We start from the raw sequence: 26829 nt of genomic DNA, 5'->3' as shown, positions 1-26829 counted from the left end.
ACGGGGGATCCTTCCGCGTCCGTCCCAGGTACTACCTCGCTGATCAGGGGGCGGGCGCGGCACGGTGACGGAGAGGCGCCGGCGGAGCGCGCGGCGCCGGCCGGACCCTGCGGCGGCCGGTCCGCCGGGCCCGGTGACGCGTCGGCCGCGGTCACCAGGCCAGTTGGGCGATCTCCTCCGCCACCACCGCGCACGCGTCGGCCGACGGGTCGATCAGCGGGAAGTGGCCCACGTCGTCGAGGAGGGTGAAGCCGACCTCCTCCCCCGCTCTGGCCGCCGCCCGCACGTAGGCGTGTGCGACGGCCTGCGGGACGACGACGTCCTCGCGGCCCTGCACGACCGCGGTCGCGATGCCGGTCGGCAGCAGCAGCGCCGGGTCCACGTGACGGGCACGGACGTCGAATTCTCCTTCGCCGCCGAGGAACTCGGTGACCGCGCCGCCGCACACCCCGAGTTCCACGGCCCGATCGAAGTGCGCGATCGGGGCCAGTGCCACCACGCCGCGCAGTGGCGGCGGGGCGGCCAGCCGCCAGGGCGAGTCCGGCGGAAGGACGTGGCGTGCGGCGGCCCACAGCGCCAGGTGCCCGCCCGCCGAGTGGCCGGTGAGCACGATCCGGCGCGGGTCGGCCAGTGGCAGGTGCGCCACGGCCAGTTCCGGAAGGGCGTCCAGCGCGGCGGCCACGTCGTCGAGGGTCTCGGGCCAGCGCCCGGCGATCGGGCCGGTGGCGCCCTGCCGGGGGAGGGAGCCGCCCCGCCGGTACTCGAGGCTGGCCACCGCGAAGCCCCGGCGGGCGAGGAAGTCCACGAAAGGAGTCAGGTGCTGTCGGTCGTACGGCGCCCGCCAGGCGCCGCCGTGCAGCGCGACGACGAGCGGAGCGTGCCGCCGGCCGTCTCGCGGGGCGTAGAAGTCGACGACCTGATCGGGGTGTTCGCCGTACGCGGCGGACGCGTCCGGGGCGACGGCCGGGTGCGAGAAGGCGGATGCCTCTTCTGCTGCGTCGCGCGCGGCGGGGTCCGGCATACTGTTCCAACCTCTCCGATACAGGCCGAATCGACCTGACCTGCGGGGACCGTACCAGGAGTGGAGCGCCCGCAGATCAGGTGATCATCGATCCGTGCTCAGTGGCCGGGAACCGCTTCGGCCGGGCCCGCCGGGATCTCCACGAGTACCTCGGCCAGTACCCTCGCGGCCCGTTCCGCGTCGGCGAAGCCCACGTAGAGCGGGGTGAAGCCGAACCGCAGGACGTCCGGACGACGCAGGTCGCCGACCACTCCGCGCCGGATCGTCTCCGCCATGACGGCGGGGGCCTCGGCGCAGCGCAGCGCCACCTGGCTGCCGCGTTCGGCGTGTGCCTCCGGTGTCAGCGACTCGACCCGCCCGGGCGGCGCGTACGCCCGGACGCACTCCAGGAAGAAGTCCGTCAGGGCCAGGGACTTGGCCCTGACGTCCTCGACGGAAACCCCGTCCCACACGTCGAGCGCCGATTCCAGCGCCAGCATGGAGAGAATGTCGGGGGTGCCGACCCGGCCGCGCCGCGCGCCGTCGGCGGCCGCGTAGCCGGGCGTCATACCGAAGGGGTCGGCATGCGAGTTCCAGCCGGGCAGCGGTGAGTCGAAGGCGGCCTGATGACGTTCGGCGACGTACAGGTACGCGGGCGAACCCGGTCCGCCGTTCAGGTACTTGTAGGTGCAGCCGACGGCCAGATCGACCCCGTGCTCGTCGAGACCGACCGGCAGCGCGCCCGCGCTGTGGCACAGGTCCCACACCGCGAGCGCACCGGCGGCGCGCACCGCGGCCGTGATACCGGGCAGGTCGTGGAGGCGCCCGGTCCGGTAGTCGACGTGGTTGATCAGCGCGGCGGCCGTACGGGGGCCGACGGCGTCCGGGACCTCGGACGGTGCGACGGGCACGATCCGGTGTCCGGTCATCCGTGCGGCGGACACGGCGATGTAGCCGTCCGTGGGGAAGGTCGTCGCGTCGACGAGGATCTCGTCCCGTCCGCCACCGGCGAGCCGGGCGGCGGCCACCACGGCCTTGAAGACGTTCACGCTGGTCGAGTCGCCGACCACGATCCGGCCGGGGGCGGCGCCCACGAGCGGTGCCACCCGGTCGCCGATCCGCTCGGGCGCGGTCCACCAGCCGCTCTCGTCCCAGGAACGGATGCGCAGCCGACCCCACTCGCGGGTGATGACGTCGGCCATCCGGTCGGGCAGGTGCGCCGGCAGCGCACCGAGCGAGTTGCCGTCGAGATAGACCGTCTCGTCCAGGGCGAACCGCTCGCGCAGCGGGCCCAGCGGGTCCTTCTCGTCCCTCGTGAGCGCGTCCTCGCGCAGGGCCTCAGACATGGCTGCGCGCCGTCCACAGCTCGGGGAAGACGTTCTTCTGCGCCCGCTTCTCCAGCCAGGCCACACCCGCCGAGCCGCCGGTGCCCGTCTTGGAGCCCATGGCCCGGCGGGTGGCGACCAGGTGGTCGTTGCGCCAGCGCCAGACCAGCTCGGCGACGTCGCTGAGCGCCTCGCCCAGCCGGACGAGTTCGCCGTTCTGGTCGGCGTCGGCGTAGATCCCGGTCCAGATCCGCTCGACCTCGGGCGACGGCTCGTACTTCTGCGCCAGGTCGCGGCCGAGGACGGACGCGGGGACGGGCAGACCGCGCCGGTGCAGCAGCCGGAGCACCTCGTCGTACAGGCTGGGCTCCTGGAGCGCCTTCTCCAGCTCGGCGTGGACCCGGGGCGCGCCGCGGTGCGGGACCAGCATCGACGCGGACTTCTCGCCGAGCAGGAACTCCATCCGCCGGTACATCGCCGACTGGAAGCCGGAGCCTTCGCCGAGGGCGGCCCGGTAGGCGTTGAACTGCGCCGGGGTCAGCTGGGCGAGCGGGCGCCAGGAGTGGTTCAGGGCCTCCAGCTCGCGCACGGACCGCTTGAGCGCGTCCCTCGCCACGGGGACGCGGTCCTCGCGCAGCGCGCGGCTCGCGGTCTCCCACTCGTGGACGATGACGGTGAACCACAGCTCCATGACCTGGGTGGTGACCAGGAAGACCATCTCGCCGGGGTCGTCGGAGCGCAGGTGCTGGAGGTGGGTGAGAACGTCCGCCTGGACGTAGTCCTCGTACGGCGTCGTGCCCGCGAAGTCGAGGTTCGGGTCATCGACCGAACCGGCTCCGGAGGCATCGGGGAAGGTGGACATCGCTGTCTCCTCGATACGTGCTACCGGGTAGCGGTCCGCTCCTTCCGTTCGGCAGTGGAGCCCCGGTCCCCTCGGGGCCGTGTACGGCGTCGCGCGCGGTCCCACGCGCATCATGACACGATCGAGCCCGGTATGGAGCCCCCGTCTTCTGCCACTGTTCGCGCAGCCCGACAGGCGCTCGTCCGACCAGGGCGGCGGAAGCGAGGGCCGAGGACGGGATCGGCAGCCCACCGCCCCGCGTCGCCCGGCTCCGGTCCGGACCGCACGGCGACGGCTTCCGGGGTGAGGGCCCACGGACAACTGGCAGACTGATTCCATGACGACGCACAAGAACCTGCTCGGCGGCCCGGAGCCGACCTACCTGCCCGAGAACGAAGAGGCGTACCGCCTGCTCGGCGAGGAGTCCCTCGCGCCGGCCGAAGTCGCGGCGAAGCACCCCACGTTCTCCCTTGCGTGGGCGCAGCTCGCCGACGACGCCTACGAGGCGGGGCGCGTGGTCGAGTCGTACGCCTACGCCCGCACCGGCTACCACCGCGGACTCGACCAGCTGCGGCGGGCCGGGTGGAAGGGGCACGGCCCCGTCCCTTGGAGCCACCAGGCCAATCGCGGCTTCCTGCGCTGCCTCGCCGCCCTGGCGCGTGCCGCCGGCGACATCAACGAGAAGGACGAGACGGAACGGTGCTGGCAGTTCCTCCAGGACAGCAGCACGGAGGCGTACGCCGCGCTGAAGCGGTAGCGCTCGACGCGGCCGGAATCAGCCGTGCCTCCGCTGCTCAGCAGTGGAGGCACCGCCGGGCCAGGCCCGGCCGCTCCTCGCGCGGGGTCAGGCTCCGGGTGCGGCCTTTCCCTCGCCCGGGTCCAGCGGCGGTGATGTGACGCCGCAGTGCGTCCTGCACTCCGGGTGACAGCGTGCCTCCTCGATCGGCGTGGGCAGCCGGACCAGCGTCCAGGCCAGCACCGCTCCGAGCACCAGCACCCCCGCGCACATCGGCATCGCGCGCCGGAACGTCGCCCCGAACTCGGAGGCCGAGCGGTACGCCTCCGGCCCCATCCCGGCCAGCAGCGGCAGCGCCGCCACCGCGACCAGTCCCGCCGCGCGCGCGGCCGCGTTGTTGATTCCGCTCGCCAGCCCCGCCCGGGTCACCCGGACCGACGCGAGCACCGTCGCCGTCAGCGGCGCCACCAGCGTGGTCATCCCGAGGCCGAGCACCAGGAGTGCCGGCAGCACGTCCGAGACGTACGAGGCGTCCTCCCCCACCCGCAGCATCAGCAGCATCCCGACGGCGCACAGCAGCGGCCCCACCGTCAACGGAATCCGCGGCCCGATCCTCTCCCCCAGCTCGCCCGATCTGGCCGACAGCAGCAGCATCAGCAGCGTCGTCGGCAGCAGGGCGGCCCCGGCACCGAGCGCCGAGTATCCGGACACCACCTGGAGCTGGAGGACGGCGAGGAAGAAGAAGCCGCCGAAGGCCGCGTACACGCAGAGCGTCACCAGATTGACCGCGGTGAACTGCCGGGACGCGAAGATCGACGGCGGCACCATGGCCTCCTCGCCGCGTCGGCGCTCCACGGACACGAAGGCGGCTCCGGCCGCGACCCCCACGGCCCCCGCCCACCAGGCCGCGCCGATCAGCGCGTAGGTGACGAGCGCCAGAGCGGTGGCGCCGAGGAAGGCTCCCCGCACGTCGAAGCGGTCATGGGCGCTCTCGTCCCGTGACTCGGGGACGTGCCGCAGCGCGACCGGCACGCACAGCGCGGCCAGCGGCACGTTCAGCAGGAACACCCAGCGCCAGCCCGGCCCGTCGACCAGCCAGCCGCCGACGAAGGGCCCGATCGCCGCCCCGACTCCGCCGAAGCCGGACCACAGTCCGACGGCGCGGGCCCGGTCGTCCGGATGGAAGCACGCCTGGATGAGCGCCAGCGAACCCGGGGTGAGCAGCGCGCCACCCACGCCCTGGAGGGCCCTGGCCGCGATCAGGACACCGGCGTTCGGTGCGAGGCCGCACAGCAGCGAGGCCAACGCGAACCACACCACCCCGACGACGAACACCTTCCGCCGCCCGTAGCGGTCACCCAGCGCCCCGCCGAGCAGGATCAGGCCGGCCAGGGTGAGCATGTACGCGTTGACGGTCCACTGGAGGTCCGCCAGGTCGGCGCCGAGGTCCTCGCCGATGTGCGGAAGGGCGACGTTGACGACGGTGGAGTCGAGCAGCGCCATCCCGGACCCGAGCACGGTGGTGAAGACGATCCACCGTCCCGTCCCCGTGCCGAGCCTGATGTCCATGCTTTGCATGGTCCCGCGAACGGCGAGGCCGCGCCTGCCGACCGGGGATCTCGGCCCCTCCGGAGCTTCTCCGCCCCCGTGGCGCGCGGCCGGGCGGGGCCCGGCCGGTGCTCCGGTGTTCTCAGCGGGTCCGTAGTCTCGCCGCCGCCCGTACCAGCGCGTCCACTCCCCGTTCCGCCTTCGCCCGCGGGCAGCCGACGTTCAACCGGACGAACCCCGGCTGCCCGTACACCCCGCCCGGCATGATCGCGACCTTCTCGGTCTCCACCAGTTCCCGCTGGAGCGCGTTCTCGTCGACGCCGAGCGGACGCAGGTCGATCCAGGCCAGGTACCCCGCCTCCGGTGGCGTCCACTCCACCCCCGGCAGTCCCTCCCGGACCCGCTCCGCGAGCAGCCGCATCGTGCCCGCCACGTAGGACCGCAGCGCGTCCAGCCAGGCCCCGCCCCGCCGGTACGCGGCGATGTGGGCGGTCAGCGAGAGCACGGCCGGCGAGGCGAGCCCCTCGCCGGTCTCCATGCGCCGGATGAACGCCTCACGCTCGCCGGGGTCACCGATGATCCCGTAGGAGCCGCTCAGCGCCGGGAAGTTGAAGGACTTCGTGCCCGAGGTGATCACCGCCCACCGTCCGTCGTGCGCACCGTTGGCGAACCGGGTCCAGGGCAGATGCCGGTGACCCGCCGCGATCATGTCGGCGTGGATCTCGTCGCTGACCACCGCGACTCCGTGACGCTCGGCGAGCCGGGCGAACTCCGCCAGCTCGTGCTCCCGCCACACCCGGCCCGTCGGGTTGTGGGGCGAACAGAGCAGCAGCATCCGCGCGTCCGGCCGCGAAAGCTCGGCCTCCAGCGCTTCGGTGTCCCCGATCGGGACGCCGCGCAGCTCACGGCCCAGGCCGGTGACCGCCTTGCGGAAGCCGTCGTACGTGGGGGTGTGCACGACCACCCCGTCGCCGGGCCCCGTCCACGTCTGGAGTAGTTGCGAGAGCTGGCTCAGCACCGAGGGGGCGTAGACCAGCGTCTCGATGTCGAGTGCGGTGGCGTACCGGGTCGCGTACCAGTGCCGGACCGCCTCCCGGAAGCCGCCGAGCCGCCAGTCGGTGTACCCGAACACCCCGTGGTCCACGCGCTCGCGCAGCGCCGCCAGGACCTCCGGAGGGGAGGCGAAATCCATGTCGGAGATGGTGAACGGGAGCAGGTCCCCGGTGCCGAACCGGTCCGCTATGCCGTCCCACTGGACCGACCAGGTGCCGTGCCGGTCGATCACCCGGTCGAAGTCGTACGCGTTCGTCGTCACGCGGGGCCCTTCACTCACGGGGCCCGGCACATCCGCCGATGCGGTCGTGCCGGACCCCGGTCAAGCGGTCGGGTATCGGACTACTTGATCTTCGTGCCGGTCGAGCGCAACGCGGCGCACGCCTCGGTCACACGGCGGGCCATTCCCGCCTCGGCCAGCTTGCCCCAGGTACGCGGGTCGTAGGTCGACTTCGTGCCGACCTCGCCGTCGACCTTCAGGACGCCGTCGTAGTTGCGGAACATGTGGTCGGCGACCGGACGCGTGAAGGCGTACTGGGTGTCGGTGTCCAGGTTCATCTTCACGACGCCGTTGTCCAGCGCGGTGGCGATCTCCTCGGCCGTGGAGCCGGAGCCGCCGTGGAAGACGAAGTCGAACGGGGCGGCCTTGCCGAACTTCTCGGCGACGCCCGCCTGGAGGTCCTTGAGCAGCTCCGGGCGGAGCACGACGTTGCCCGGCTTGTAGACGCCGTGCACGTTGCCGAAGGAGGCGGCCAGCAGGTAGCGGCCCTTCTCGCCCAGGCCGAGGGCCTCGGCGGTACGGATCGCGTCGTCGACCGAGGTGTAGAGCTCGTCGTTGATCTCGTGGGTGACGCCGTCCTCCTCGCCACCGGTCGGGGTGATCTCGACCTCGAGGATGATGTTCGCGGCGACGGCCTTGGCGAGCAGCTCCTGGCCGATGGCCAGGTTGTCGGCGAGGGTCTCGGCGGAACCGTCCCACATGTGGGACTGGAACAGCGGGTGGCGACCGGCCTTGACGCGCTCGGCGGAGATGTCGAGCAGCGGACGCACGTAGCCGTCCAGCTTGTCCTTCGGGCAGTGGTCGGTGTGCAGAGCCACCGTGATGTCGTACTTCGCGGCGACGATGTGCGCGAACTCGGCCAGGGCGACGGCACCCGTGACCATGTCCTTGTTGTACTGGCCGCCCAGGAACTCGGCTCCACCGGTCGAGATCTGGATGATGCCGTCGCTCTCGGCCTCGGCGAAGCCGCGCAGCGCAGCGTGCAGCGTCTGGGAAGACGTCACGTTGATGGCCGGGTAGGCGAACTTGCCTGCCTTCGCCCGGTCGAGCATCTCGTTGTAGACCTCGGGGGTTGCGATGGGCATTCGTCCGCTCCTTGTGATGTGCGGTATGTGCGTTGCTTGACCCTGACCTGGGGCGACGTCATCGTCGGGGCCCATCTTTCCAGACTCTCCCGGGGACACCAGGACGAAGGGGTGGAGCGTTTCACGTGAAACACTCCACCCCTGAAGAAAGCCGCAGGTCAGACCGGTTCCACCGGTCGTCCGGGCGCTACGTCACGACTTCGCGTCGGTCAGAGGCCATCCGACAGACTCTCAGCCGAGACCGAGGTCCGTCAGCTCGTAGCCGGTCAGGTAGGCAAGACCGGCCCCGGCGATCGCCTCGGCCGCGCCACGGTCCACGATCGTGGCGACGGCGACGACCTCGCCGCCCGCCTCGCGGACCGCCTCGACGGCGGTCAGCGGCGAGCCGCCGGTCGTGGAGGTGTCCTCGACGACCAGGCACCGCCTGCCCTTGACGTCCGTGCCCTCGATGCGACGCTGCATGCCGTGGGCCTTCTGCGCCTTGCGCACGACGAAGGCGTCCAGACGCTGCCCCCGCGCGGCGGAGGCGTGCAGCATCGACGTCGCGACCGGGTCGGCGCCGAGGGTGAGGCCGCCGACGCAGTCGAAGTCCAGATCGGCGGTCAGATCCAGCATGACCCGGCCGACGAGCGGCGCGGCCTCGCCGTCCAGCGTGATCCGGCGCAGGTCGATGTAGTAGTCGGCCTCCCGACCCGAGGAGAGGGTCACCTTGCCGTGCACCACGGCCTTGTCCTTGATCTGCTGGAGCAGCTCAGCGCGTACGTCAGTCATGCTCAGCAGCTTAAAGCCGTCGTCGTCCGCTCAGAGCCTGCCGGGTGGCCTTCGGCCGACAGGCTCTCATAGCCGCCGCCAGGTCCAGGTGGTCGTGATCTCCAGTGGATCGATCGGGGTCACCAGGCGCGGGCGGGTGTCGAGACCGTTCGGCGGTCCGGACTGCGGTTCCACGCACACCGCCTCCGCCTGCTCGTCGTAGATCACGACCCACTCGGCGCGGCTGGTCATCCTCAACGCCAGCCGCTCCGGCCAGGTCAGGGTGATGTCGACGCCGCCCGTCATGCCGAAGCAGTCGTCCCACGGCCCCGGGGTGGGGCCGATCCGGCGGCCGGTGGGGAGGTGGTCGGTGCCGCGTTCCTCCTGCCAGTCGGCGGTGAAGTCGAGCCGGAGGTCCTGCCCGCCGTCGCCGAGGTTCCGTCGGAACCAGGGGTGCCAGCCGGCCTGGGCCGGGAAGGAGTCGTCCGCCGCCTCCACGCCGAGGGTGAGGGTGAGCGCGTCCTCGCTCAGCTCGAAGAGCTGGGTGACCCGCCCGGGGTAGGGCCAGGGCTCGGCGAGGTCGTAGGTGAAGGCCGCCTCGCGCTCACCGGTCCGGACGGTCTTCCAGGTGGCGTTCCGTCCGGTGCCGTGGATGGCGTGCGGCCCGGCGTCGAGCGGCAGTTGATGGCTGGTCGCACCGTTCCGGAAACGCCCGTTCGCCATACGCCCGCACCAGGGAACCATGGGGAAGCTGCCGTACCCCTCGCCCTGGCGTAGCAACTCGTGGCCTCCGATGCGCAGGCTCTCGATCCGGCAGCCGTTGTCGGGGTCGATGGTCAACTCGGCGTCGTCCGCCGTCAGTCGCTTCTGCTCGCTCACCCCTCGACCCTAAGGGCTCTCCCGCGTTCCGGAGCCCGCTCCCCGTCCCGGGCGAAGCCGTCCCGGAACGCCGGTGTCAACGCCGGCGGCGCAGCGCCCGGCCCAGGACGACCGCCGAGGCGAGCGCGAGCGCCGCGGCCGGGGCGATCCAGCGCAGCGTGGCGCCCGAACCGCCCGAGTCCGGAGCGGGAACGGGGGCGTACCGGCCGCGTGGCGGGGCGTGGTCGACCTCCTCCGCACTGCGGCCGATCATCGTCCGCCGGGCGTGTGCGGCCTCGACCGCCGGAGTCTCGGCGGGGAACTCCACCGGCTTCTCGCCGAACTCCTCGTCCGGTCGCGGGTCGAGCGAGGGCGGAGGGACCGGCGTGTCGAAGACGGACGGGCGGGCGGTTTCCCCGGCCCCGGCCCCGTGGGCGTCGCTGTCCGTCCCTCCGCCCGGGCCGGCGTCCCCGGCCGCGTTCTCGTCCGGCGCGGTGGTGGCCCCGTCCGTGGTCGTCCGCGCGGCGGCGGTCGCCAGGGACGCGGCGAAGCGGTCGAGCAGGCGACGGCCTGCCGAGGCCGCCGACTCCTCCGACAGGTCCGCCAGCCGTCCGCCGGCGGTGAGCGTGGCGCTGAAGGCGAGATTCGTGCCGTCGGCCACCGGGGTGAGCACGAGCGTCAGCGCCAGCGTGGCCGAACCCTTGCCGCGGGCTTCGATTCCCTCGCCTTCCGCCAGATAGGTGCCGTCCCGCTCCGCCAGCCGCAGGGCACCGCGGTAGGTGATGGTGTTGCCACCGACCCGGACCCGCAGCCGGCCCGAGAGCGGGCCCGCCTCCGCGTCGGCGTCCTGCTGGAGGCCGGGAACGCAGCGCGCCACCCGTGCGGGGTCCGTGAGCGTCGCGCGCAGGACCTCGGCCGGAACCGGAACGAACACCTCATGCTCCATGGGAAACGAGCCTACTCAGCCCCGGCGCCCTCGTCGCCTGTTTGTGCGCCCCGGCCCGCCCCGCCGGTCCCCGCTCCCGCCTCGTTCCGCGCTCCGGGCCACGCCCGGTGCCTTTCCTCTCCCCCTCCGCCGCGCGCGCCGCCACCTCACGGGCCCTTGCCCGCTCCGGGGTGCGTCTCAGAGCCTCTCGGGTGGCCTCTGGCCGGGCCGAAGGCCACCCGACGGGCTCTCAGCCGTTGTACCGCGGGTGCACCAGAGTCGAGGGCTGCGGTGCGGAGCCGTCCACGTCCCGGGTCGCCTCCGCGTTCCACGCGCCGAGCACCAGGCCGCTCTCGGTGAGCGACCTCAGCGCGGGCGCGTCCGCCGCCAGGCCCAGCGCGGGCGGGCTCGCCCCCAGGGCGGCCAGCAGGAATCCCCAGTCCCGCGGGCCCCGCTCAGTGCCGGTCGCCCGTTCGACCCGGTCGGGTCCGGCGGCGAAGCCGGCGGCTCGCCCCCGCGCGTCGTACGGCCGGGTGGCGAAGCCGGCCGCCCGGAGCGTGGCGTCCACCGTCCAGTACGTGTGGGGGCGAGCCGAGGCCGAACCGGCGTGGACCACGAGCCGCCCGTCGTTCGCGAGGGACCGGGCCAGCAGGCCGTAGAACTCCGCCGAGTACAGCTTGGTGCTCGCGGTGATGCCCGGATCGGGCAGGTCGGAGATCACCACGTCGAAGCGGCGGCTCGCACCCGTCCCCCGGAGCCAGCGGAACGCGTCGGCGTAGGCGACCCGCACACGCGGGTCCCGGAATGCCTGCCGGTTGAGCGCGGCGAGTTCGGGGTCGGTCCGGGCGAGGCGGACGACCCCGGGGTCCAGCTCGACGACGGTGACCTGCGCGACGTCCGGGTAGCGCAGCACTTCACGCGCCGCGAGGCCGTCCCCGCCGCCGACGATCAGCACCCGCGCATGGGGCCCTCGCATCGCGGGGTGCACCAGCGCCTCGTGGTAGCGGTACTCGTCCTGACCGGCCACCCGCAGGCGCCCGTCGAGGAACAGGGCGGGAGGCGCACCCCGCTCGCCGGTCACCACGACCTCCTGTTGGCGGGTGTGGACGGCGATCCGGACACTGTCGCCGTACACCGCGCGCCGCGCCGCGTGTTCGAAGTCGTCGACGAGGACGGTGGCGGTGGCGAGCACGGCCAGCACGGTCACGTTCACACCGATCAGCAGCGCCCGGGACCGGACGGCCAGATCCCGCCGGAACAGCCAGAGCACGAGTCCGCCGCCCGCCAGCGCGTTCACGGCGCCGGTCACGAGCGCGCCGGTGAGCTGGCCGAGCCAGGGCAGCAGCAGGAACGGGAACGCGAGGCCGCCGACGAGCGCGCCGACGTAGTCGGCGGCGAAGAGGTCGGCGACCGTCCCGGCCGGGTCGTCCCGCTGCCGGATGCCGGGCGAACGCGCCGACTCCGCACGCTGGATGAGCGACATGAGCAGCGGGATCTCGGCCCCGATGAGCACACCGATGGCGAGCGAGAACGCCACCAGGACGTACCGGGACTCGCCGAGCCAGGCGAACGAGGCGTACAGCACCAGCGCGGAGCAGCCCCCGATCAGCGCGAGTCCCGCTTCGAGCAGGCCGAAGGCGACCGCCGCCCGGCAGCGCAGCCGCTTGGCGAGCAGCGAGCCGACTCCCATCGCGAAGACCATCACGGAGAGCACGACGGATGCCTGGGTGACCGAGTCACCGATCAGGTACGAGGCGAGCGCCACCAGTTCCAGTTCGTAGACGAGGCCGCAGGCGGCGCAGACGAAGACCACGGCGAGGACCGGATACCGCACCGCGCTCGGCCGCGCGAGCGGCCGGTTCACCCGCTCGGGTGGAGTGGTCACGGGCGAATCGATCATGTTCGTAACGCTACGTCACACCTGTTTCGCCGCCTGTCACCCACACGAGTGCACCTGCGGCTCCTGGACGGCGCACTACAGCGTGGCGGGCATACGCGCGCCGATCCGCGTGCGAGTGACCACCAACTGCCCCTCCTGCGGGTACGCGTGCCAGGTACGCCAGCGCACCTGGCCCTCGTGGTGCTGCGCCAGCATCGCCGTGAAGGCGTAAGGGGAGCCGGGGAAGGTCCCGGCGAGCCCGTGGGGGTGGTCGGCGACCAGGGCGAGCAGTTCCTGGGCGCGGCCCGCGAAGGAGCCGTCGGACAGCGTCTCGACGCGCGCCGCGAACGCGTACTCCCAGCCGCCGATCCGCTTGGAGACGCCCAGCGGCAGCGGTGTACTGCTGCCCGGCATGCAGGCGACGGTCTCCGAGCAGTTGCGGCCCTCCTCCTCCAGCAGCACCTGGTGGGAGGCGCCGAGCAGACGCAACTGGAGCTTGGCGCCGGCGAGGTCGAGGTCGAGCACGGCGAGGGCGGGCAGCGGCTCGCGCCCCAGGGCCCAGGCCAGATCGGCCGCACGCGTGTCGGTATAGGAGGTCTTCAGGGTCGTGAGCATGGGTCGGCTCCGCAAACACGGTTTGACGGGTGGGCCGGGGGCGCCCCGGAGAAGGGTTCAACGGGAGTGGGGGATCGCCGGCTCGGGTCCACACACGGTCCGAGGGCTGGATGTTCTCAACAGCGAGGGAATCATGGACTTCGAGCGACTCGCAGCGCTTTTACCCAACTTGACGGGGTTTCCATCCCCCTCGGGGACCCCAACGTTCACTTGTCCAATCGGAATCCACCGCGGGCCTCCGACACGAAGGTGTCCGGCCGGTCAAGGACCGACCGGACAACCGGGAGCGGCGAGGACGGACCCCCCGGGTCAGTCGCCACCGCCCCCGCAGGAGGAACCGGAGCCGCACGAGTGGCCGCTGCCGCAGGACGAGCCGCACGAGTGGCCGCTGCCGCAGGAGGCGCCACCGCCCCCTTCCGACCAGCTGCGACGCCGGCGCCGACGGCCCCTGCGGCTCCCTCCCGAGGACGCCAGTCCGGCCACCACGACCAGCACCAGGAATCCGAAGAACAACGCTTCCATCCGTGTCACCTCCATGGGTCCTCGCGATGATCGCTCATCGCGTCCTGAGGGGGATGCCCCGCCCGGACACGGCCTCATCCTCTCTTGAGGAACTCCAGAGCTTCGCCGCAGGATGACCCTCATGAATCGACCGCTGCTCAATCGCCGCCTCGCCGGCTTCGGGACGACGATCTTCGCCGAGATGTCCGCTCTGGCGGCCCGGACCGGGGCGATCAACCTCGGCCAGGGCTTCCCCGACACCGACGGCCCCGAGGAGATCCGCGAGGCCGCGGTCCGGGCACTGCGCGACGGGCGCGGCAACCAGTACCCGCCGGGTCCGGGCGTTCCGGAGCTCCGCCAGGCCATCGCCGACCACCAGCGCCGCTTCTACGGCCTGGACTTCGAGCCGGACACCGAGGTGCTGGTCACCGCGGGGGCGACGGAGGCGATCGCCGCCTCGCTGCTGGCTCTGGTGGAGCCGGGCGACGAGGTCGTCGCCCTGGAGCCGTACTACGACTCCTACGCCGCGTGCGTCGCCATGGCCGGGGGCACACGCGTGCCGGTCACTCTGCGTCCCGAGTCGGAGCCCCGAGGCGGAGCCGGTGGCAGGCGCTTCGTCCTCGACCTGGACGAACTACGGGCGGCCGTCACCGACCGGACCCGGCTGATCCTCCTCAACTCCCCGCACAACCCCACCGGCACGGTGCTGACCCGCGCCGAACTCACCGCGGTCGCCGAGCTGGCCGTCGAACGGGACCTGCTGGTGGTCACCGACGAGGTGTACGAGCACCTGGTCTTCGACGGGGCCGGGCACGTGCCGATCGCCACCCTGCCGGGCATGCGGGAGCGCACGGTCACCATCGGTTCGGCGGGCAAGACCTTCTCCTTCACGGGCTGGAAGGTCGGCTGGGTGACGGCGACCCGAGAGCTCACCTCCGCCGTCCGTTCCGCCAAGCAGTTCCTGACGTACGTCAGCTCGGGCCCCTTCCAGTACGCGATCGCCGAGGCGCTACGCCTCCCGGACGCGTACTTCGACGGCCTCCGCGCCGACCTGCGACGCAAGCGCGACCTGCTCGGCGACGGCCTGCGCGCGGCCGGGTTCGAGGTCTACCAGCCCCGGGGCACCTACTTCATCACCGCCGACATCACCCCCCTCGGCGAGAAGGACGGCCACACCTTCTGCCGCACCCTCCCCGAACGCTGCGGCGTCGTCGCCATCCCCGACTCCGTCTTCTACGACGACCCCGACGCCGGCCGCAGCCAGGTCCGCTTCGCCTTCTGCAAGAAGGACGACGTCCTCCACGAGGCCGCCGACCGGCTGCGACGCCTCACCACCTGAACGGCGGGCGGCGCCCGCCGTCGCTCGTCAGCAGTGCCGCTTGCGGCCGGTGCCACGCCCGCGCTTGTGGGCGCGGCCAAGACGGACGGCGGGCACGGGCAGCGCTCGGGCCGCCAGTTGCCTGAGCTCCTCCAGACCGGCCCGGTCGGGATGCGCCGAATCCGAGGCGACGGTGATCGCCTCTCTGACCTCAGGGCCCTGGGCGCGCAGCGCCTCCTCGGCACCGCCCGGGCCGCCCGCCAGCTCCACGAGCTGCAGCAGGTTCTCGGCGAGCACCAGCAGATGCTCGGCGTCGGTCATGTCCTCCGGAGACAGCAACTCTTCCTGTGCCAACGCGTTCAGCGCCAGCGGCGCCAGCCCGGAGTCGCGGCGCAGTGTGCGCAGCAGCCGCTCGCCCTCGCCGTCCGGCAGCGCCGCCGGCAGCACGCCGAGCATGGCCTGCGCACGCGTGCGGAAAGTCATGGTCCGCACGGCGTCGGTCAGTTGCCGCAGTGCGTCCGCACGCTCGCCGTGGGCCGCGATCCAGCCGGCCAGCTCCGCCCGGGCGGCATCTGGTGGGTATTCCTCGGCCAGCACGCCCAGCAGCCCGGCCGCCGGTGCCTGGCCGAGTTCACCGATCAGCGGTGCGTTCCTGCGGACGGCCAGCAGCCGCTGCCGTACGGCCCGGGTGCCGAGATCGGTGAGGCGGATGAGTTCGACCGGCCCGGCGGTCAGTTCGGCGCGCCGTGCATCGGCCCGCTTCCGCGCTGCCGGGTCCGGCGAGGCCCCCGGGACGCCCAGCAGCTCCGCGAGCTCCGGTGGCATGTCCGCGAGCAGTTCGGGGTCGACGTCGGAGAGGCCGGCATCGAGGAACACCGGGTCGGCCATCCCGCGTTCACGCTCGATCACGCCCAGGTCGTCCAGCAGGTCGAGCACCGTGCGCAGGTCCCGGTCGGCGTGCTCGAACCACATCCGGTGCGGGAGGTCCGACCCGCCGTCGAACTGGAAGGCGGTCTGATAGACCAGGTGCACGGTGTCGCGCAGCCGCGGCCAGGGCATCGGGTACGGCAGGCTGTAGAGCGTGTTCAGCACGTCCCCCAGGACGTCCTCGTACACGTCGAAGAGCATCGACTCGACGTGCCAGCCGCCACGCGCCCCGAGCAGGGGCTGCCTCAGTTCGAAGCACGCGTCGAAGGCGCGCAGCCACAGCTCAAGTGGGTCGGCCAGCACCGGCCGGGCCTTGGCCACCGCGTACAGGCGCCCCTTGACCACCCGGACCAGCCGCGCCTTCTTCGCCCACTCCACCAGCAGTCCCAGCCTCGGCAGGTCCGCCGAGGAGCGCACCCCGTCGGTCTTGTCCCCGGTGCCGAGCAGGCCCGCCAGCTCACGGGCGTCCGCCATCCGCAGCCGCCCCGTCGCCGTCACGGGGCGGCCGTCCCGTCCCGCCCACTCGGTGAGTCCGCGCAACTGGGCGACAGCCGTCGACAGCCCGGCCGACCGGCGCAGTTCGGCGTCCTGAGGAAGCGCCACAGGCAGCTGCGGCTCGGCGCGGGCCGCGCCGGACAGCGCGCGGCCGGTCAGCCGCCGTTCCATGATCGCGTCGAGGGCCTGCTCGTCATAGGCGGCTTCTCCGCGCCGTGCCCGGTCCGCGAAACGCTGCAACGCCTCCCCGTCCCGGACGTCCACGCCCTGCTCGGCGGCCGTCGTCGCCCAGAACTTCGCCAGACCCCAGCGAGTGCGGTCGGCCATCGCCGCCGGGTACTGCTCCGCGACCCTGTCCACCGCGGCGAGGGAATCCTGGAGTGAGAGGCCGCGCGGGTCCGCCAACTGCATGGCGTGCAGATAGCGCAGAAGCGTGCGCAGTGTGCCCGAGGCGTCCGGGCGCTCCTCTGCTGGAAGCTCGGTGACGTTCTGGGGCAGCCAGGAAAGCAGGAGCTCCTCCACGTGGCGCGTCTCCCACAGACCCAGCCGGCCGTCGGCAGTCGCACGGTGCCGGTACTCCAGCGCCGCCTCGGCCGTGAACCCGTCCACCGGCAGCTCCTGCTCCCCGGCCCACCGGATCAGGCGGTCGACCAACAGCTCCCTCCCCGCCTCGAACTCCTCCTCGGCCTCGGCTTCGAACCTCATCCGCATGTAACCCGTCCTGCCTGCTCGCAGCCATCCCTGCGGTGGCACGCTACCGCCGAACCATGGCCGCGAAACCCGGCCGAGGACACGGGCGACCCGGCTCGCTGGCCTCAGCGAGGCCAAGGCACGGGAGCTACTCGGTGTCCTTCGGGTGCCGCGGGGAGGCGTACACGAGGATCACGGTCGAGGCTTCCGGGCTGACCAGGTAGCGGACCCGGCCGCCGCTGGTGATCTCGTACTCCCACTGTTCCAGCTCGGAGCCCTTCCATTCCCTGGTGGCATGCCTGCCTCGGAGCTGGTGCTGACGGTTCCAGTTGGATCGCGACAGAGGGTCCGCGCGGAGGACCTCCAGACAGCGATGCGCGTTCGGCAGCGCCACCCGGCACAGTTCCTCCCAGCCGGTCGCGGCCTCCGTCGTCCCGAAGATGACGTTCCAACCACTCAGCGGAGGCACACTGACCCGATCGCCCTTCTTCGGGCTCACTCGTGCACCTCGACAGGGCCGAGGTCGACGTCACCGAGCGGACGGCGCGCTTCCCTGAGCTGGTCGGGGTCGGCGTTGATGCGAGCGGTCGCCCGCCACGAGACGATCGCCTGGTGCGCAGCCTCCCTGGCGCCCAGCTCAGCGGCATCGGACAGCGCGTCCAGGAGCTCGACAGTGAACTCCCGGACTTCTTCGTCGCTCAGGTGCCGCACCCACGGGAACACCTCGGGCAGCGCGAGCAGAAGCGTCTTGGCCCCGTCATCCTGCTTCATCAACGCGAGGAAGAGCCGGGACGCGGTGGTCAGGTTCTCCTCGGTGCGCTCGGCGTGTATGGCCGTGGTCAGCACCATGTCGGGCGCGTCCCGGTGCGTGACGCGCAGGCGTCCCAGGGCAGCGGCCCTGGCGGCGACGGCCTTCGGGTTCCGCGACAGATCGGTGAACGAGACAGATTCCGATTCGAATGCCAGGTGCCCGATGCTCATACTCAGACCATACTCTGACTGTGCTCTGATTTCCATCGCTCAAGGTGAATGGCATCTACAGGCCCCACTGCTTCAGCCCGGCCCGAAACCCGGACCAATAGGCGCGTGAACGCGGAGTGGCCTGGGTGACGGCGACCCGAGAGCTCACCTCCGCCGCCCGTTCCGCCAAGCGGTTCCTGACGTACGTCGCGTCCGGGCCCTTCCGGCACGCCGTTGCCGAGGCCCTGCGTCTGCCCGATGCCTATTTCACCGCCTTCCGCGACGATCTGCGGGCCAAGCGGGATCTGCTCGATGCGGGACTCACCGACGCCGGCTTCCGGGTCTCCCGGCCGGCCGGGACGTACTTCATCACGACCGACATCCGCCCGCTCGGCGAGAGCGACGGTGCCGCTTTCTGCCGTGCCCTTCCGGAACGCGCGGGCGTCGTCGCGATCCCCAACGCGGTCTTCTACGACCACACGGAGGCGGGCGCCCCCTATGTCCGGTTCGCGTTCTGCAAGCGCACCGAGGTACTGACAGAAGCGGCGGAACGGCTCCGCAAGGCATTCGCGGGCTGACCGCCCCGAACTGGTCACACTGCGAAGGACGGGACGATGACCGGGCGTAGCCGGCCGGGCGGGTCGGCTGCCCGTACCTTCGAGGCACTCGCGCCGGCCAAGGGCAGCCGTGCGCCCTTCGCCGACTCCTGGTGGGGCCGCGCATGGCTGCGTTCCCTGGAGGAGTCCTCCCTGGACTCCGGCCGCCTCTCGCGCGGCCGGACCTACGCGCGCGGCGGTGCGGTCGGATCGGTCACCGTCACCCCCGGCTCGGCCGCCGCCCCGGTGGAGGGCAGCCGCCGCACCCCGTACCGTTCCACGGTCCAGGTCGAGCAGCTGACGGACCAGCAGTGGGACCGGCTGCTCGACATGATCGCCGAGCGGGCCGCCAACATCGCCGCGCTGCTGGACGGCGAGATGCCCGCCGGGCTCGCCGACGACGCGGCAGCCGCCGGTGTCCCGCTGCCGCCCGGCCCGGGGGAGCTCGACCCCGCGTGCAGCTGCCCGGACTGGGGCTACCCCTGCAAACACGCCGCGGCCCTCTGCTACCAGCTCGCCCGGCGTCTGGACCGCGACCCCTTCGTGCTGCTGCTCCTGCGGGGGCGCGACGAGCGGGAGCTGATGGACGAGCTCGGCAGCCGCAACACCGCCCGCGCCTCCGTCGAAGCCGCAGCGTACGCGGCAACCGCAGGCACAGGCCCCGCGGCACCCCCGGCGCGGACCGGCGATCCCGCCGGGCCGCCTTCGCCTCACGCACCGACCTGCCGGCCCTGCCCGCGCCGCCGCCGCTCCTCGAAGCATGAGGCTCGGGATGCCCCTGCGGTCCACCGATTCCGTCCCGGCCGCACAGTGCGTTCGGTCGCGTGGCGCAGAGACGCGGATCCGGGACGGGACGGGCGGCGGCCCGCCCCCGCTCACGGGGGCGGGCCGGTCGTTCAGCCCTCGTCGCCGGTGTCGCCCTCGGCCTTGTCCTCGGGGGATTCCAGGCCGAACTGCTCGACGAGCCACTTGTCGAACTCGATCGAGGCGCGGACCCAGCTGACGGTGGAGGACACGAAGTGCTCCAGCGCGACGCCGGTGCCGATCAGCATCTGGGCTTCACCGATGAGGCGGAGGGTGGCGGAGCCGTCCTCCTCCTCGTGCAGGTGCGTGTAGACCTTGGGCCACAGGGTGCGGCGGTTCCAGTCGTCGATCGCGTCGAGGACCTTGGCACGGTCGTCGGCGGAGTGCGGCCGGTCGTAGAACGTCCGCACCGAGAAGACGCGCTGGTCCTCCTCGCCACGGAACATGAAGTACGTACGGAATTCCTCCCACGGCGCCGCGAGGTCACCCTCGTCGTCGACGACGTACTTCAGCTCCATCTGGTCGAGGAGCTGCTTGACCAGATCCTGGTCGGGAACGACGGGGCCCGCCGGTCCTGCGGCCTGAGGCTGGGGCTGGCCCCCGAAATTCGGAATCGAGGACGGGTCGATGCTCACCGTGAATATCCCTTCGTACGGTTGCCGCCATCCTCTCCCATCCCGGGCGGTCCGTGGCAACCCCCGCCACCCGCGATCCGCTGCGGGCTGACAAGATCCGGCGCGGATCGGGGGAGAGAACGGGTGCCGGACGCAGCCGGACGCCGTGGGGCTACCGCGCCACGCCGACCGCCAGGCCGTCGTCGGCACGGTCCACCCGGACCGTGTCGCCGTCCTCGACCTCGCCCGCCAGGATCTCCTTGGCGAGCCGGTCGCCGATCGCCGTCTGGATCAGACGGCGCAGCGGCCGGGCACCGTAGGCCGGGTCGTTGCCCTCCTCGGCCAGCCATTCCAGCGCGGCCGGGGTGACCTCCAGGGTGAGCCGGCGTTCCGCCAGCCGGCGGCCGAGGCGGTCGATCTGGAGCTGGGCGATCCGGCCCAGTTCCGTCCGGTCGAGGGCCGAGAAGACGACCAGGTCGTCCAGCCGGTTGAGGAACTCCGGCTTGAAGGAGGCCCGGACCACCTCCAGGACCTGCCGCTTCTTCTCCTCGTCGGAGACCTCGGCGCCGAGCGGGGCGGGCCCGCTCAGGAACTGGCTGCCCAGGTTGGAGGTCAGGATCAGGATGGTGTTGCGGAAATCCACCGTCCGGCCCTGCCCGTCGGTCAGCCGGCCGTCGTCGAGTACCTGGAGCAGGATGTCGAAGACCTCCGGGTGGGCCTTCTCCACCTCGTCCAGCAGCACGACGCTGTACGGCCTGCGGCGCACCGCCTCGGTGAGCTGGCCGCCCTCCTCGTAGCCGACGTAGCCGGGGGGCGCCCCGACGAGCCGGGCGACGGAGTGCTTCTCGCCGTACTCCGACATGTCGATGCGGACCATGGCCCGCTCGTCGTCGAAGAGGAAGTCGGCGAGGGCCTTGGCCAGCTCGGTCTTGCCGACGCCGGTGGGACCGAGGAAGAGGAAGGAGCCGGTGGGCCGATCGGGGTCGGCGATCCCGGCCCGGGTCCTGCGGACGGCGTCGGAGACGGCGCGTACGGCCTCGGTCTGGCCGATCAGCCGCCTGCCGAGTTCGGCCTCCATGCGCAGCAACTTCTGCGTCTCGCCCTCCAGCAGGCGGCCGGCGGGGATGCCGGTCCAGGAGCCGACCACGTCGGCGATGTCGTCCGAGCCGACCTCCTCCTTGACCATGGTGTCCTTGGACGCCTCCTGCTCGGCCTCGGTCGCCTCCTCCAGCTCCCGCTCCAGCGTCGGGATCTCGCCGTACAGCAGCTGGGAGGCGGTGTCGAAATCGCCGTCGCGCTGCGCGCGCTCGGCCCGGCCGCGGAGCCCGTCGAGCTGTTCCTTCAGCTCGCCGACACGGTTGAGGGACTGCTTCTCCTTCTCCCAGCGGGCGGTGAGCCCGCGCAGTTCCTCCTCGCGGTCGGCGAGGTCGCGGCGCAGCTTCTCCAGGCGCTGCACGCTCGCCGCGTCGGTCTCGTTCTTCAGCGCCAGCTCCTCCATGCGGAGCCGGTCCACGGACCGCTGGAGCTCGTCGATCTCGACGGGCGAGGAGTCGATCTCCATGCGGAGCCGGGAGGCCGCCTCGTCGACGAGGTCGATGGCCTTGTCGGGGAGGAAGCGGGAGGTGATGTAGCGGTCGGAGAGGGAGGCGGCGGCGACCAGCGCGGCGTCGGCGATCTGGACCTTGTGGTGGGCCTCGTACCGTCCCTTGAGGCCGCGCAGGATCGCGATGGTGTCCTCGACGGTCGGCTCGGCGACCAGGACCTGCTGGAAGCGGCGCTCCAGGGCGGGGTCCTTCTCGATCCGCTCGCGGTACTCGTCGAGGGTCGTCGCGCCGACCATGCGCAGCTCGCCGCGGGCCAGCATCGGCTTGAGCATGTTGCCGGCGTCCATGGCGGAGTCGCCGCCGGCACCCGCGCCGACGACGGTGTGGAGCTCGTCGATGAAGGTGATGATCCGTCCGTCGCTCGCCTTGATCTCGGCGAGGACGGTCTTCAGCCGTTCCTCGAACTCGCCCCGGTACTTGGCCCCCGCGACCATCGCGCCGAGGTCGAGGGAGACCAGGCGCTTGTTCTTCAGGGACTCCGGGACGTCGCCCTTCACGATGCGCTGCGCCAGTCCCTCGACGACGGCGGTCTTGCCGACGCCGGGTTCGCCGATGAGGACGGGGTTGTTCTTGGTGCGGCGGGAGAGGACCTGGACCACGCGCCTGATCTCGTGGTCGCGCCCGATGACGGGGTCCAGCTTGCCCTCGCGCGCGGCGGCGGTGAAGTCGGTGCCGAACTTCTCCAGGGCCTTGTACTGGCCCTCCGGGTCGGGAGTGGTCACCCGGCGCCCTCCCCTCGTCTTCTCGAAGGCGTCGAGCAGCTTCACCGGGCTCGCCCCCTGGCCCACGAGGACCTCGCCGGCCTGTCCGCCCTTCGCGGCGATGCCGATCAGCAGGTGCTCGGTGGAAAGGTACTCGTCCCCCAGCATCCGGGCCCGCTCGGCGGCGTCGGCGATGACCGCGAGCAGCTCGCGGTTGGGCTGCGGCGGCGCGACGGTGGAGCCGGTCACGCTGGGCAGGGCGGCCAGCAGTCGCTCCGTGGCCGAACGGACGGCGGCCTGGTCGGCGTCGACGGCGGCGAGCAGGTCGACGATGTTCGCCGAAGCCTGCCCGCCCTCACCCGCGAGGAGCGCGAGGAGGAGATGCGCGGGGGTCAGATCGGGATGGCCCTCGGACACGGCACGGCTGGTGGCCGCGTTGATCGCGTCCCGGCTCTTGTTGGTCAGTTCGGCGTCCACGTGCGGGGTCTCCTCCTTGCGGTCCTGCCGGTTATGACTCTTCCAACATACACAAAGTTGAGCCTATTCCGCTCAAGTTGTTGGAGAGATGTCCTCCGCGGGTAGGTTCCGGGACATGGCGACTGACCCGCGGAACCCCTCGGACTCGTATCTCGGCTTCTGGCGCGAGTACCACATGTGCACACTGACGACCCCGCGCGCGGACGGCACCCCGCACGTGGTCGCGGTGGGCGTGACCTACGACCCCGACGGCGGCGGTAACGGCATCGCCCGGGTGATCACCAACAAGAACAGCCGGAAGGTCGCCAACGTCATGGCCGCGGGCGCGGAGGGGGCACGCGTCGCCGTCTGCCAGGTGGACAAGGGGCGCTGGGCGACGCTCGAGGGCGTGGCACGCGTCCGCACCGAGCCGGACGTCGTCGCCGACGCGGTGGAGCGTTACGCGGCGCGCTACGGCAGGGTCCCGGCGCCGAACCCGGACCGGGTGGTCATCGAGATCGCGCTGACCCGGGCCATGGGCCGGGCGTAGCCCCGACGCACCGCACCCCTGCCGCGCACGGGTGCGCCGCCGGGGCCCACGGGACGCACGCCGGCCACCGGACGCGTCCGGACAGCACAGCGGCGCCATCGCGTTTCAGGTCCGCGATGGCGCCGCTGTGTGGGGGAAGTACCTGAGCGATCTTGGAACGACGGGGGAACCGCTCAGGCACTGCGGGGGGTGGCGGTGATGGTCTCGGGCTCGAGCAGCTGGTGGTCCCGCTGGTCGAGGTTGACGAAGATCATGCCGTACCGGATGGCACAGCGGACGGGTTGCGGGGCGCCGCGGGGGCGGCGCAGGCAGCGGTAGGCGCGGATCTCCTCGTCCTCGCCCCGCGCGATGATGATCGGCTCGCCGAAGAGGGTGACCATCAACGACTCGCCACCGTGCGGCACTGCCGTGACGAGATCGATGAAATGCCACCCGGATCGGTACGCCGTCGCCATCTCGCGGCGGAAGACCCGGTCGTCCGGCGGGAAGGTCATGCGCCCGCGCCCGCCTGGACGAAGGCCCCGCCGGGGCCGGTCTGCCCCATGGGGGCGAACTCCCACGAGGGCTCGCTGGGGGCAGCGAGCACCGAGCCCGCCGGCTCACTCTCCCACGAGGGCTCGCCCGGGGTCGCCGTCACCGCGTCCGTGGGGATGCTCTCCCACGAGGGCTCGCCGGTGCCGACGAGTACGCCGAGAGCAGCCGCCGCAACGGCTATGGCGCTAAGTGCACGAACCATCCTGGTCATGGCCGATCTCCACCTCTTTTGATCATTACCTCCTCCCCCGCGAATAAGACGATGGCTCACTCTCGACCCTTCCACCAGCGAACCCAGGCATCATGTTCCTGTAATTCAAAACCCTGAGGGGGGTGCAAATGCGGACAGAAAGAGGCGATACAGGACACATCCACAGTCACGGTGAACTATGCGACGTGGGTAAGACCCTGTATGCGAACGCGTTGCGCATGGGCAGAATCACCCGTTCCGAGACTGACGCCGCGCCCTGCCTCGTCCGCCTCGCCCTGTTGCACCCGGATCCGGACGACGGTCAGTGGCTGCTGCCCGTGCCGCCTTCCATCGCGCTCAACCAGCTCATACACCCTCTCGAGCAGGAGATCCAGGCGCGCAGACAGCGGGCGATATCACTGGCCGACACGTTCGAGCCTTTCATGACCATCAACCGGCTGGACCCGTCGGCCTCGCACGCCATCACCGTGCTCGAGGGCCTGAGCATGATCAACGCCACGCTGGACCGTGTCACCGCCGAGTGCACCGAGGAGCTGCTGACCATCCAGCCCGGCAGCGGACGGCGTCCCGACACCCTGGAGAAGGCGCTCAAGCGGATGGAGCCGCTCCTCGACCGCGGTGTCCGGATGCGCACCCTCTACCAGCACACCGCACGGCACCATCCGGCGACGCTGGCCTACGTGGAACGGGTCGCGCCCTACGGGTTGGAACTGCGGACCCTCGAGGAGATCATCGACCGGCTGATCATCGTGGACCGCAAGGTCGCCTTCGTGCCGGCGCGCAGCGACCGCCAGGTCGCCCTGGAGCTGCGCCACGAGGGGCTGGTGCAGTACCTCGTGGGTGTCTTCGACCAGTTCTGGCTGCACGGGGTCCCCTGGGAGGAGGGGGTGGTGTCCTACACCACCGCCCTCGACGGCATCAGCGGCGTGCAGCGCTCCATCGCCAAACTCCTCGTGGAGGGCCATGTGGACGAGGCCATAGCCCGCCGCCTCGGTATGAACGTCCGGACCTGTCGCGCCCACATAGCGAAACTCGCCTCCGCCCTCGGCAGCGGCAGCCGGGCCCAGCTCGGCTACCTCATCGCCCGGTCCGGGATCCTGGAGCAGGACGACCGGCCGTGCGCGTGACGACCGGCCTCGACGACCGTGCCGGTCCCCGGCGGGCCTCCGGGTCCTGACCACCTCGCCCGCCGCACGCGCACACGCCGGAGCCCCCTCCCGTCGAGGAAGGGGGCTCCGGCGTAAGGCGTGGGGTGCCGTCGGGCGGGGCGTGTCCGCCGTGCGGGCGGCCGGGCTACTCGCCGCGCTTGGGGCGCCACACCACCAGCGCGCTCGCCTGCTGCACATCGGTGTAGGGAACCAGGTCCCGGCGGTACGAGGCGTGCACCTGTGCCTCGCGCTGGCGCAGCGTCGCCGCCGCGCCCTCGACCGCCGCCGAGAGTTCGGACACCCGTGCCTGCAACGCCGCGACCTGGTTCTCCAGTTCGATGATGCGCTTGATGCCGGCCAGGTTGATGCCCTCGTCCTGCGACAGCTGCTGCACGGTGCGCAGCAGTTCGATGTCGCGGGCCGAGTAGCGCCGCCCCCGGCCCGCGGTGCGGTCCGGGGAGACCAGACCGAGGCGGTCGTACTGGCGCAGCGTCTGCGGGTGCAGGCCGGACAGCTGGGCCGCCACCGAGATGACGTACACCGGTGTCTCGTCGGTCAGTTCGTAGGGGTTACGGCTGCGCCCTGGTCGGATGTCCATCGCGTCAAGCTCCCTTCGCGGCCTGGAACAGCTCTGCCCGCAGGTCCTCGCCCGCGGTCGCCTCGCGGTAGGTCTCCAGAGCCTCGCGCGCCTTGTCGTCCAGCTCCGTGGGCACCGCGACCTCCACGGTCACCAGCAGGTCGCCGCGGGTGCCGTCCTTGCGGACCGCGCCCTTGCCACGGGCGCGCATGGTCCGGCCGTTGGGTGTGCCCGCGGGCAGCTTCAGCGTCACCGCCGGGCCGCCGAGGGTCGGGACCTTGACGTCACCGCCGAGTGCCGCCTCGGCGAAGGAGACGGGCACGGTGACGGTGAGGTTGTCGTCCTTGCGGCCGAAGACCGGGTGCGCTCCGACGTGGACGACGACATAGAGGTCGCCCCCGGGACCGCCGCGCTCGCCCGGCGCTCCCTTGCCGCGCAGCCGGATCCGCTGGCCGTCGGTGACCCCGGCGGGGATGCGCACCTGCATGGTGCGCGAGGACTTGGCCCGGCCGCTGCCCTTGCAGACCTCGCAGGGGTTCTCCGCGATCAGGCCGCGGCCCTTGCAGTCCACGCACGGGTCGGTGAGGGAGAAGGACCCGCTGCCGCCGCGCGAGATCTGGCCGGTGCCGACGCAGGTCGGGCACACCCGGGGCGTGCCGTTCTTGTCGCCGGTGCCCGAACACGCCCTGCAGGGCTGCTGGCTGGACATCCGCAGCGGTACGGTCGCGCCGTCGACGGCCTCGACGAAGCTGAGCGTCACCTCGGACTCGATGTCCTGGCCGCGGCGCGGCTGGGTGCGGGTGCCCGCGCCGCCGCCCGCGCCGCGGTTGAACAGTCCGCCGAACACGTCGCCGAGCCCGCCGCCGCCGAAGCCGCCGGCCCCGCCGCCGGGGCCCTGGGCACCGCCGAAGAGGTCGCCCAGGTCGAAGTTGAAGGAGCCGCCCGCGCCACCGGGTCCGGCGCGGAAACCGCCGTTGCCGAACAGCGCGCGGGCCTCGTCGTACTCCTTGCGCTTCTTGGGGTCACCGAGGACGTCGTTCGCCTCGGAGATCGCCTTGAAGCGCTCTTCCGCCTTGGTGTCGCCGGTGTTGGCGTCCGGATGGTTCTCGCGCGCGAGCTTCCGGTACGCCTTCTTGATCTCGGCGTCGGTGGCGTCCTTGGGGACGCCGAGAACCTTGTAGTAGTCCTTCTCGACGAAGTCCTTCGTACTCATCGACGTCCCTCCTCCCGGACGATCGTTGCGCCGGC

At 71.9% G+C, this 26829-nt stretch carries 24 protein-coding genes and 2 pseudogenes; 6 read left to right on the top strand and 20 right to left on the bottom strand.

The window, feature by feature from the left end:
- Nucleotides 1-151: 151 nt before the first annotated feature.
- From OG393_RS16810 to OG393_RS16800, 3 genes are all read right to left on the bottom strand, one after another.
- Nucleotides 152-1021 (bottom strand): alpha/beta hydrolase family protein, encoded by an 870-nt coding sequence (locus tag OG393_RS16810; protein WP_327375466.1) that lies wholly within the window; start codon nt 1019-1021, stop codon nt 152-154.
- 98 nt (nt 1022-1119) lie between these two features.
- Nucleotides 1120-2346, bottom strand: a complete 1227-nt coding sequence (gene kynU / locus OG393_RS16805; RefSeq protein WP_327375465.1) for a kynureninase — start codon at nt 2344-2346, stop codon at nt 1120-1122.
- Nucleotides 2339-3187 (bottom strand): tryptophan 2,3-dioxygenase family protein, encoded by an 849-nt coding sequence (locus tag OG393_RS16800; protein WP_327375464.1) that lies wholly within the window; start codon nt 3185-3187, stop codon nt 2339-2341. The genes kynU and OG393_RS16800 overlap by 8 nt, the downstream gene beginning before the upstream one ends.
- A 316-nt stretch (nt 3188-3503) precedes the next feature.
- On the opposite strand from OG393_RS16800, the gene OG393_RS16795 reads away from it, so the two are divergent.
- Entirely contained in the window at nt 3504-3923 is a 420-nt protein-coding gene (locus OG393_RS16795) for a DUF3151 domain-containing protein (protein ID WP_327375463.1), read from the top strand.
- Between the two features lie 87 nt (nt 3924-4010).
- On the opposite strand, the gene OG393_RS16790 is transcribed toward OG393_RS16795, so the two are convergent.
- The 8 genes from OG393_RS16790 to OG393_RS16755 all read right to left on the bottom strand — a co-directional run bounded on the left by OG393_RS16790 (nt 4011) and on the right by OG393_RS16755 (nt 12895).
- On the bottom strand, nt 4011-5471 hold the full coding sequence (locus OG393_RS16790; protein ID WP_327375462.1) for an MFS transporter: 1461 nt from the start codon (nt 5469-5471) through the stop codon (nt 4011-4013).
- 121 nt (nt 5472-5592) lie between these two features.
- Complete coding sequence (locus OG393_RS16785; RefSeq protein ID WP_327375461.1) at nt 5593-6765, bottom strand: MalY/PatB family protein; 1173 nt, start codon at nt 6763-6765, stop codon at nt 5593-5595.
- An 80-nt stretch (nt 6766-6845) separates the two neighbouring features.
- Nucleotides 6846-7868, bottom strand: coding sequence for a class II fructose-bisphosphate aldolase (fbaA, locus tag OG393_RS16780; protein WP_327375460.1), 1023 nt, complete (start codon nt 7866-7868; stop codon nt 6846-6848).
- Between the two features lie 231 nt (nt 7869-8099).
- Entirely contained in the window at nt 8100-8639 is a 540-nt protein-coding gene (gene pyrE / locus OG393_RS16775; RefSeq protein ID WP_327375459.1) for an orotate phosphoribosyltransferase, read from the bottom strand.
- A gap of 66 nt (nt 8640-8705) precedes the next feature.
- Nucleotides 8706-9497, bottom strand: a complete 792-nt coding sequence (locus tag OG393_RS16770; protein ID WP_327375458.1) for an aldose epimerase family protein — start codon at nt 9495-9497, stop codon at nt 8706-8708.
- 76 nt (nt 9498-9573) lie between these two features.
- Nucleotides 9574-10422 (bottom strand): SRPBCC domain-containing protein, encoded by an 849-nt coding sequence (locus tag OG393_RS16765; protein ID WP_327375457.1) that lies wholly within the window; start codon nt 10420-10422, stop codon nt 9574-9576.
- Between the two features lie 229 nt (nt 10423-10651).
- Nucleotides 10652-12301: a polyamine aminopropyltransferase gene (locus OG393_RS16760; protein ID WP_327375456.1), complete on the bottom strand. Its 1650-nt coding sequence runs from the start codon at nt 12299-12301 to the stop codon at nt 10652-10654.
- A 75-nt stretch (nt 12302-12376) separates the two neighbouring features.
- Nucleotides 12377-12895, bottom strand: a complete 519-nt coding sequence (locus OG393_RS16755; protein ID WP_327375455.1) for a DUF2617 family protein — start codon at nt 12893-12895, stop codon at nt 12377-12379.
- Nucleotides 12896-13538: 643 nt separating this feature from the next.
- Between OG393_RS16755 and OG393_RS16750 the strand changes: the two genes are divergently transcribed.
- The gene (locus OG393_RS16750; protein WP_327375454.1) at nt 13539-14735 is read left to right on the top strand and encodes a pyridoxal phosphate-dependent aminotransferase; all 1197 of its coding nucleotides are present in this window, start codon (nt 13539-13541) and stop codon (nt 14733-14735) included.
- A gap of 27 nt (nt 14736-14762) precedes the next feature.
- Here the strand turns inward: OG393_RS16750 and OG393_RS16745 are convergent, their stop codons facing one another.
- The 3 genes from OG393_RS16745 to OG393_RS16735 form a co-directional block, all read right to left on the bottom strand.
- Nucleotides 14763-16847 carry a hypothetical protein gene (locus tag OG393_RS16745; protein WP_327375453.1) on the bottom strand — a complete coding sequence of 695 codons (2085 nt, stop codon included), beginning with the start codon at nt 16845-16847 and terminating at the stop codon, nt 14763-14765.
- 127 nt (nt 16848-16974) lie between these two features.
- A complete protein-coding gene (locus OG393_RS16740) occupies nt 16975-17325 on the bottom strand; it encodes a hypothetical protein (RefSeq protein WP_327375452.1) in 351 nt (116 codons plus the stop codon).
- Nucleotides 17322-17807 (bottom strand): prevent-host-death family protein, encoded by a 486-nt coding sequence (locus tag OG393_RS16735; RefSeq protein ID WP_327375451.1) that lies wholly within the window; start codon nt 17805-17807, stop codon nt 17322-17324. Before OG393_RS16735 ends, OG393_RS16740 begins: the two co-directional genes overlap by 4 nt.
- Before the next feature lie 116 nt (nt 17808-17923).
- Between OG393_RS16735 and OG393_RS16730 the strand changes: the two are divergent.
- A pseudogene (locus tag OG393_RS16730) lies at nt 17924-18364 on the top strand (aminotransferase class I/II-fold pyridoxal phosphate-dependent enzyme); the annotation flags it as partial.
- Nucleotides 18365-18400: 36 nt separating this feature from the next.
- Nucleotides 18401-18862, top strand: a pseudogene (locus OG393_RS16725) (SWIM zinc finger family protein); the annotation flags it as partial.
- Nucleotides 18863-19278: 416 nt separating this feature from the next.
- On the opposite strand, the gene OG393_RS16720 reads toward OG393_RS16725, so the two are convergent.
- Together OG393_RS16720 and clpB are read right to left on the bottom strand one after the other, a co-directional pair.
- Nucleotides 19279-19821, bottom strand: a complete 543-nt coding sequence (locus OG393_RS16720) for a YbjN domain-containing protein (protein WP_327375450.1) — start codon at nt 19819-19821, stop codon at nt 19279-19281.
- A gap of 151 nt (nt 19822-19972) precedes the next feature.
- Nucleotides 19973-22582 (bottom strand): ATP-dependent chaperone ClpB, encoded by a 2610-nt coding sequence (gene clpB, locus OG393_RS16715; RefSeq protein WP_327375449.1) that lies wholly within the window; start codon nt 22580-22582, stop codon nt 19973-19975.
- 115 nt (nt 22583-22697) lie between these two features.
- Here clpB and OG393_RS16710 point away from each other — a divergent pair, with 115 nt between their 5' ends.
- Nucleotides 22698-23111 carry a pyridoxamine 5'-phosphate oxidase family protein gene (locus OG393_RS16710; protein ID WP_327375448.1) on the top strand — a complete coding sequence of 138 codons (414 nt, stop codon included), beginning with the start codon at nt 22698-22700 and terminating at the stop codon, nt 23109-23111.
- Between the two features lie 173 nt (nt 23112-23284).
- Here the strand turns inward: OG393_RS16710 and OG393_RS16705 are convergent, their stop codons facing one another.
- Entirely contained in the window at nt 23285-23605 is a 321-nt protein-coding gene (locus OG393_RS16705) for a (2Fe-2S)-binding protein (protein ID WP_327375447.1), read from the bottom strand.
- Nucleotides 23602-23856 carry a hypothetical protein gene (locus OG393_RS16700; protein ID WP_327375446.1) on the bottom strand — a complete coding sequence of 85 codons (255 nt, stop codon included), beginning with the start codon at nt 23854-23856 and terminating at the stop codon, nt 23602-23604. Before OG393_RS16700 ends, OG393_RS16705 begins: the two co-directional genes overlap by 4 nt.
- Nucleotides 23857-23984: 128 nt before the next feature.
- Here OG393_RS16700 and OG393_RS16695 point away from each other — a divergent pair, with 128 nt between their 5' ends.
- On the top strand, nt 23985-24983 hold the full coding sequence (locus OG393_RS16695) for a helix-turn-helix transcriptional regulator (RefSeq protein WP_327375445.1): 999 nt from the start codon (nt 23985-23987) through the stop codon (nt 24981-24983).
- A 166-nt stretch (nt 24984-25149) separates the two neighbouring features.
- Here OG393_RS16695 and OG393_RS16690 read toward each other — a convergent pair whose 3' ends face one another.
- The gene (locus OG393_RS16690; protein WP_147978884.1) at nt 25150-25602 is read right to left on the bottom strand and encodes a heat shock protein transcriptional repressor HspR; all 453 of its coding nucleotides are present in this window, start codon (nt 25600-25602) and stop codon (nt 25150-25152) included.
- A 4-nt stretch (nt 25603-25606) separates the two neighbouring features.
- Nucleotides 25607-26794, bottom strand: a complete 1188-nt coding sequence (gene dnaJ / locus OG393_RS16685) for a molecular chaperone DnaJ (protein WP_327375444.1) — start codon at nt 26792-26794, stop codon at nt 25607-25609.
- Between the last annotated feature and the right edge of the window lie 35 nt (nt 26795-26829).

It is taken from the genome of Streptomyces sp. NBC_01216 (assembly GCF_035994945.1).
Lineage (GTDB): Bacteria > Actinomycetota > Actinomycetes > Streptomycetales > Streptomycetaceae > Streptomyces.
Note: the sequence above shows the minus strand (reverse complement) of the source record. Positions and strands in the feature narration are given on the sequence as shown.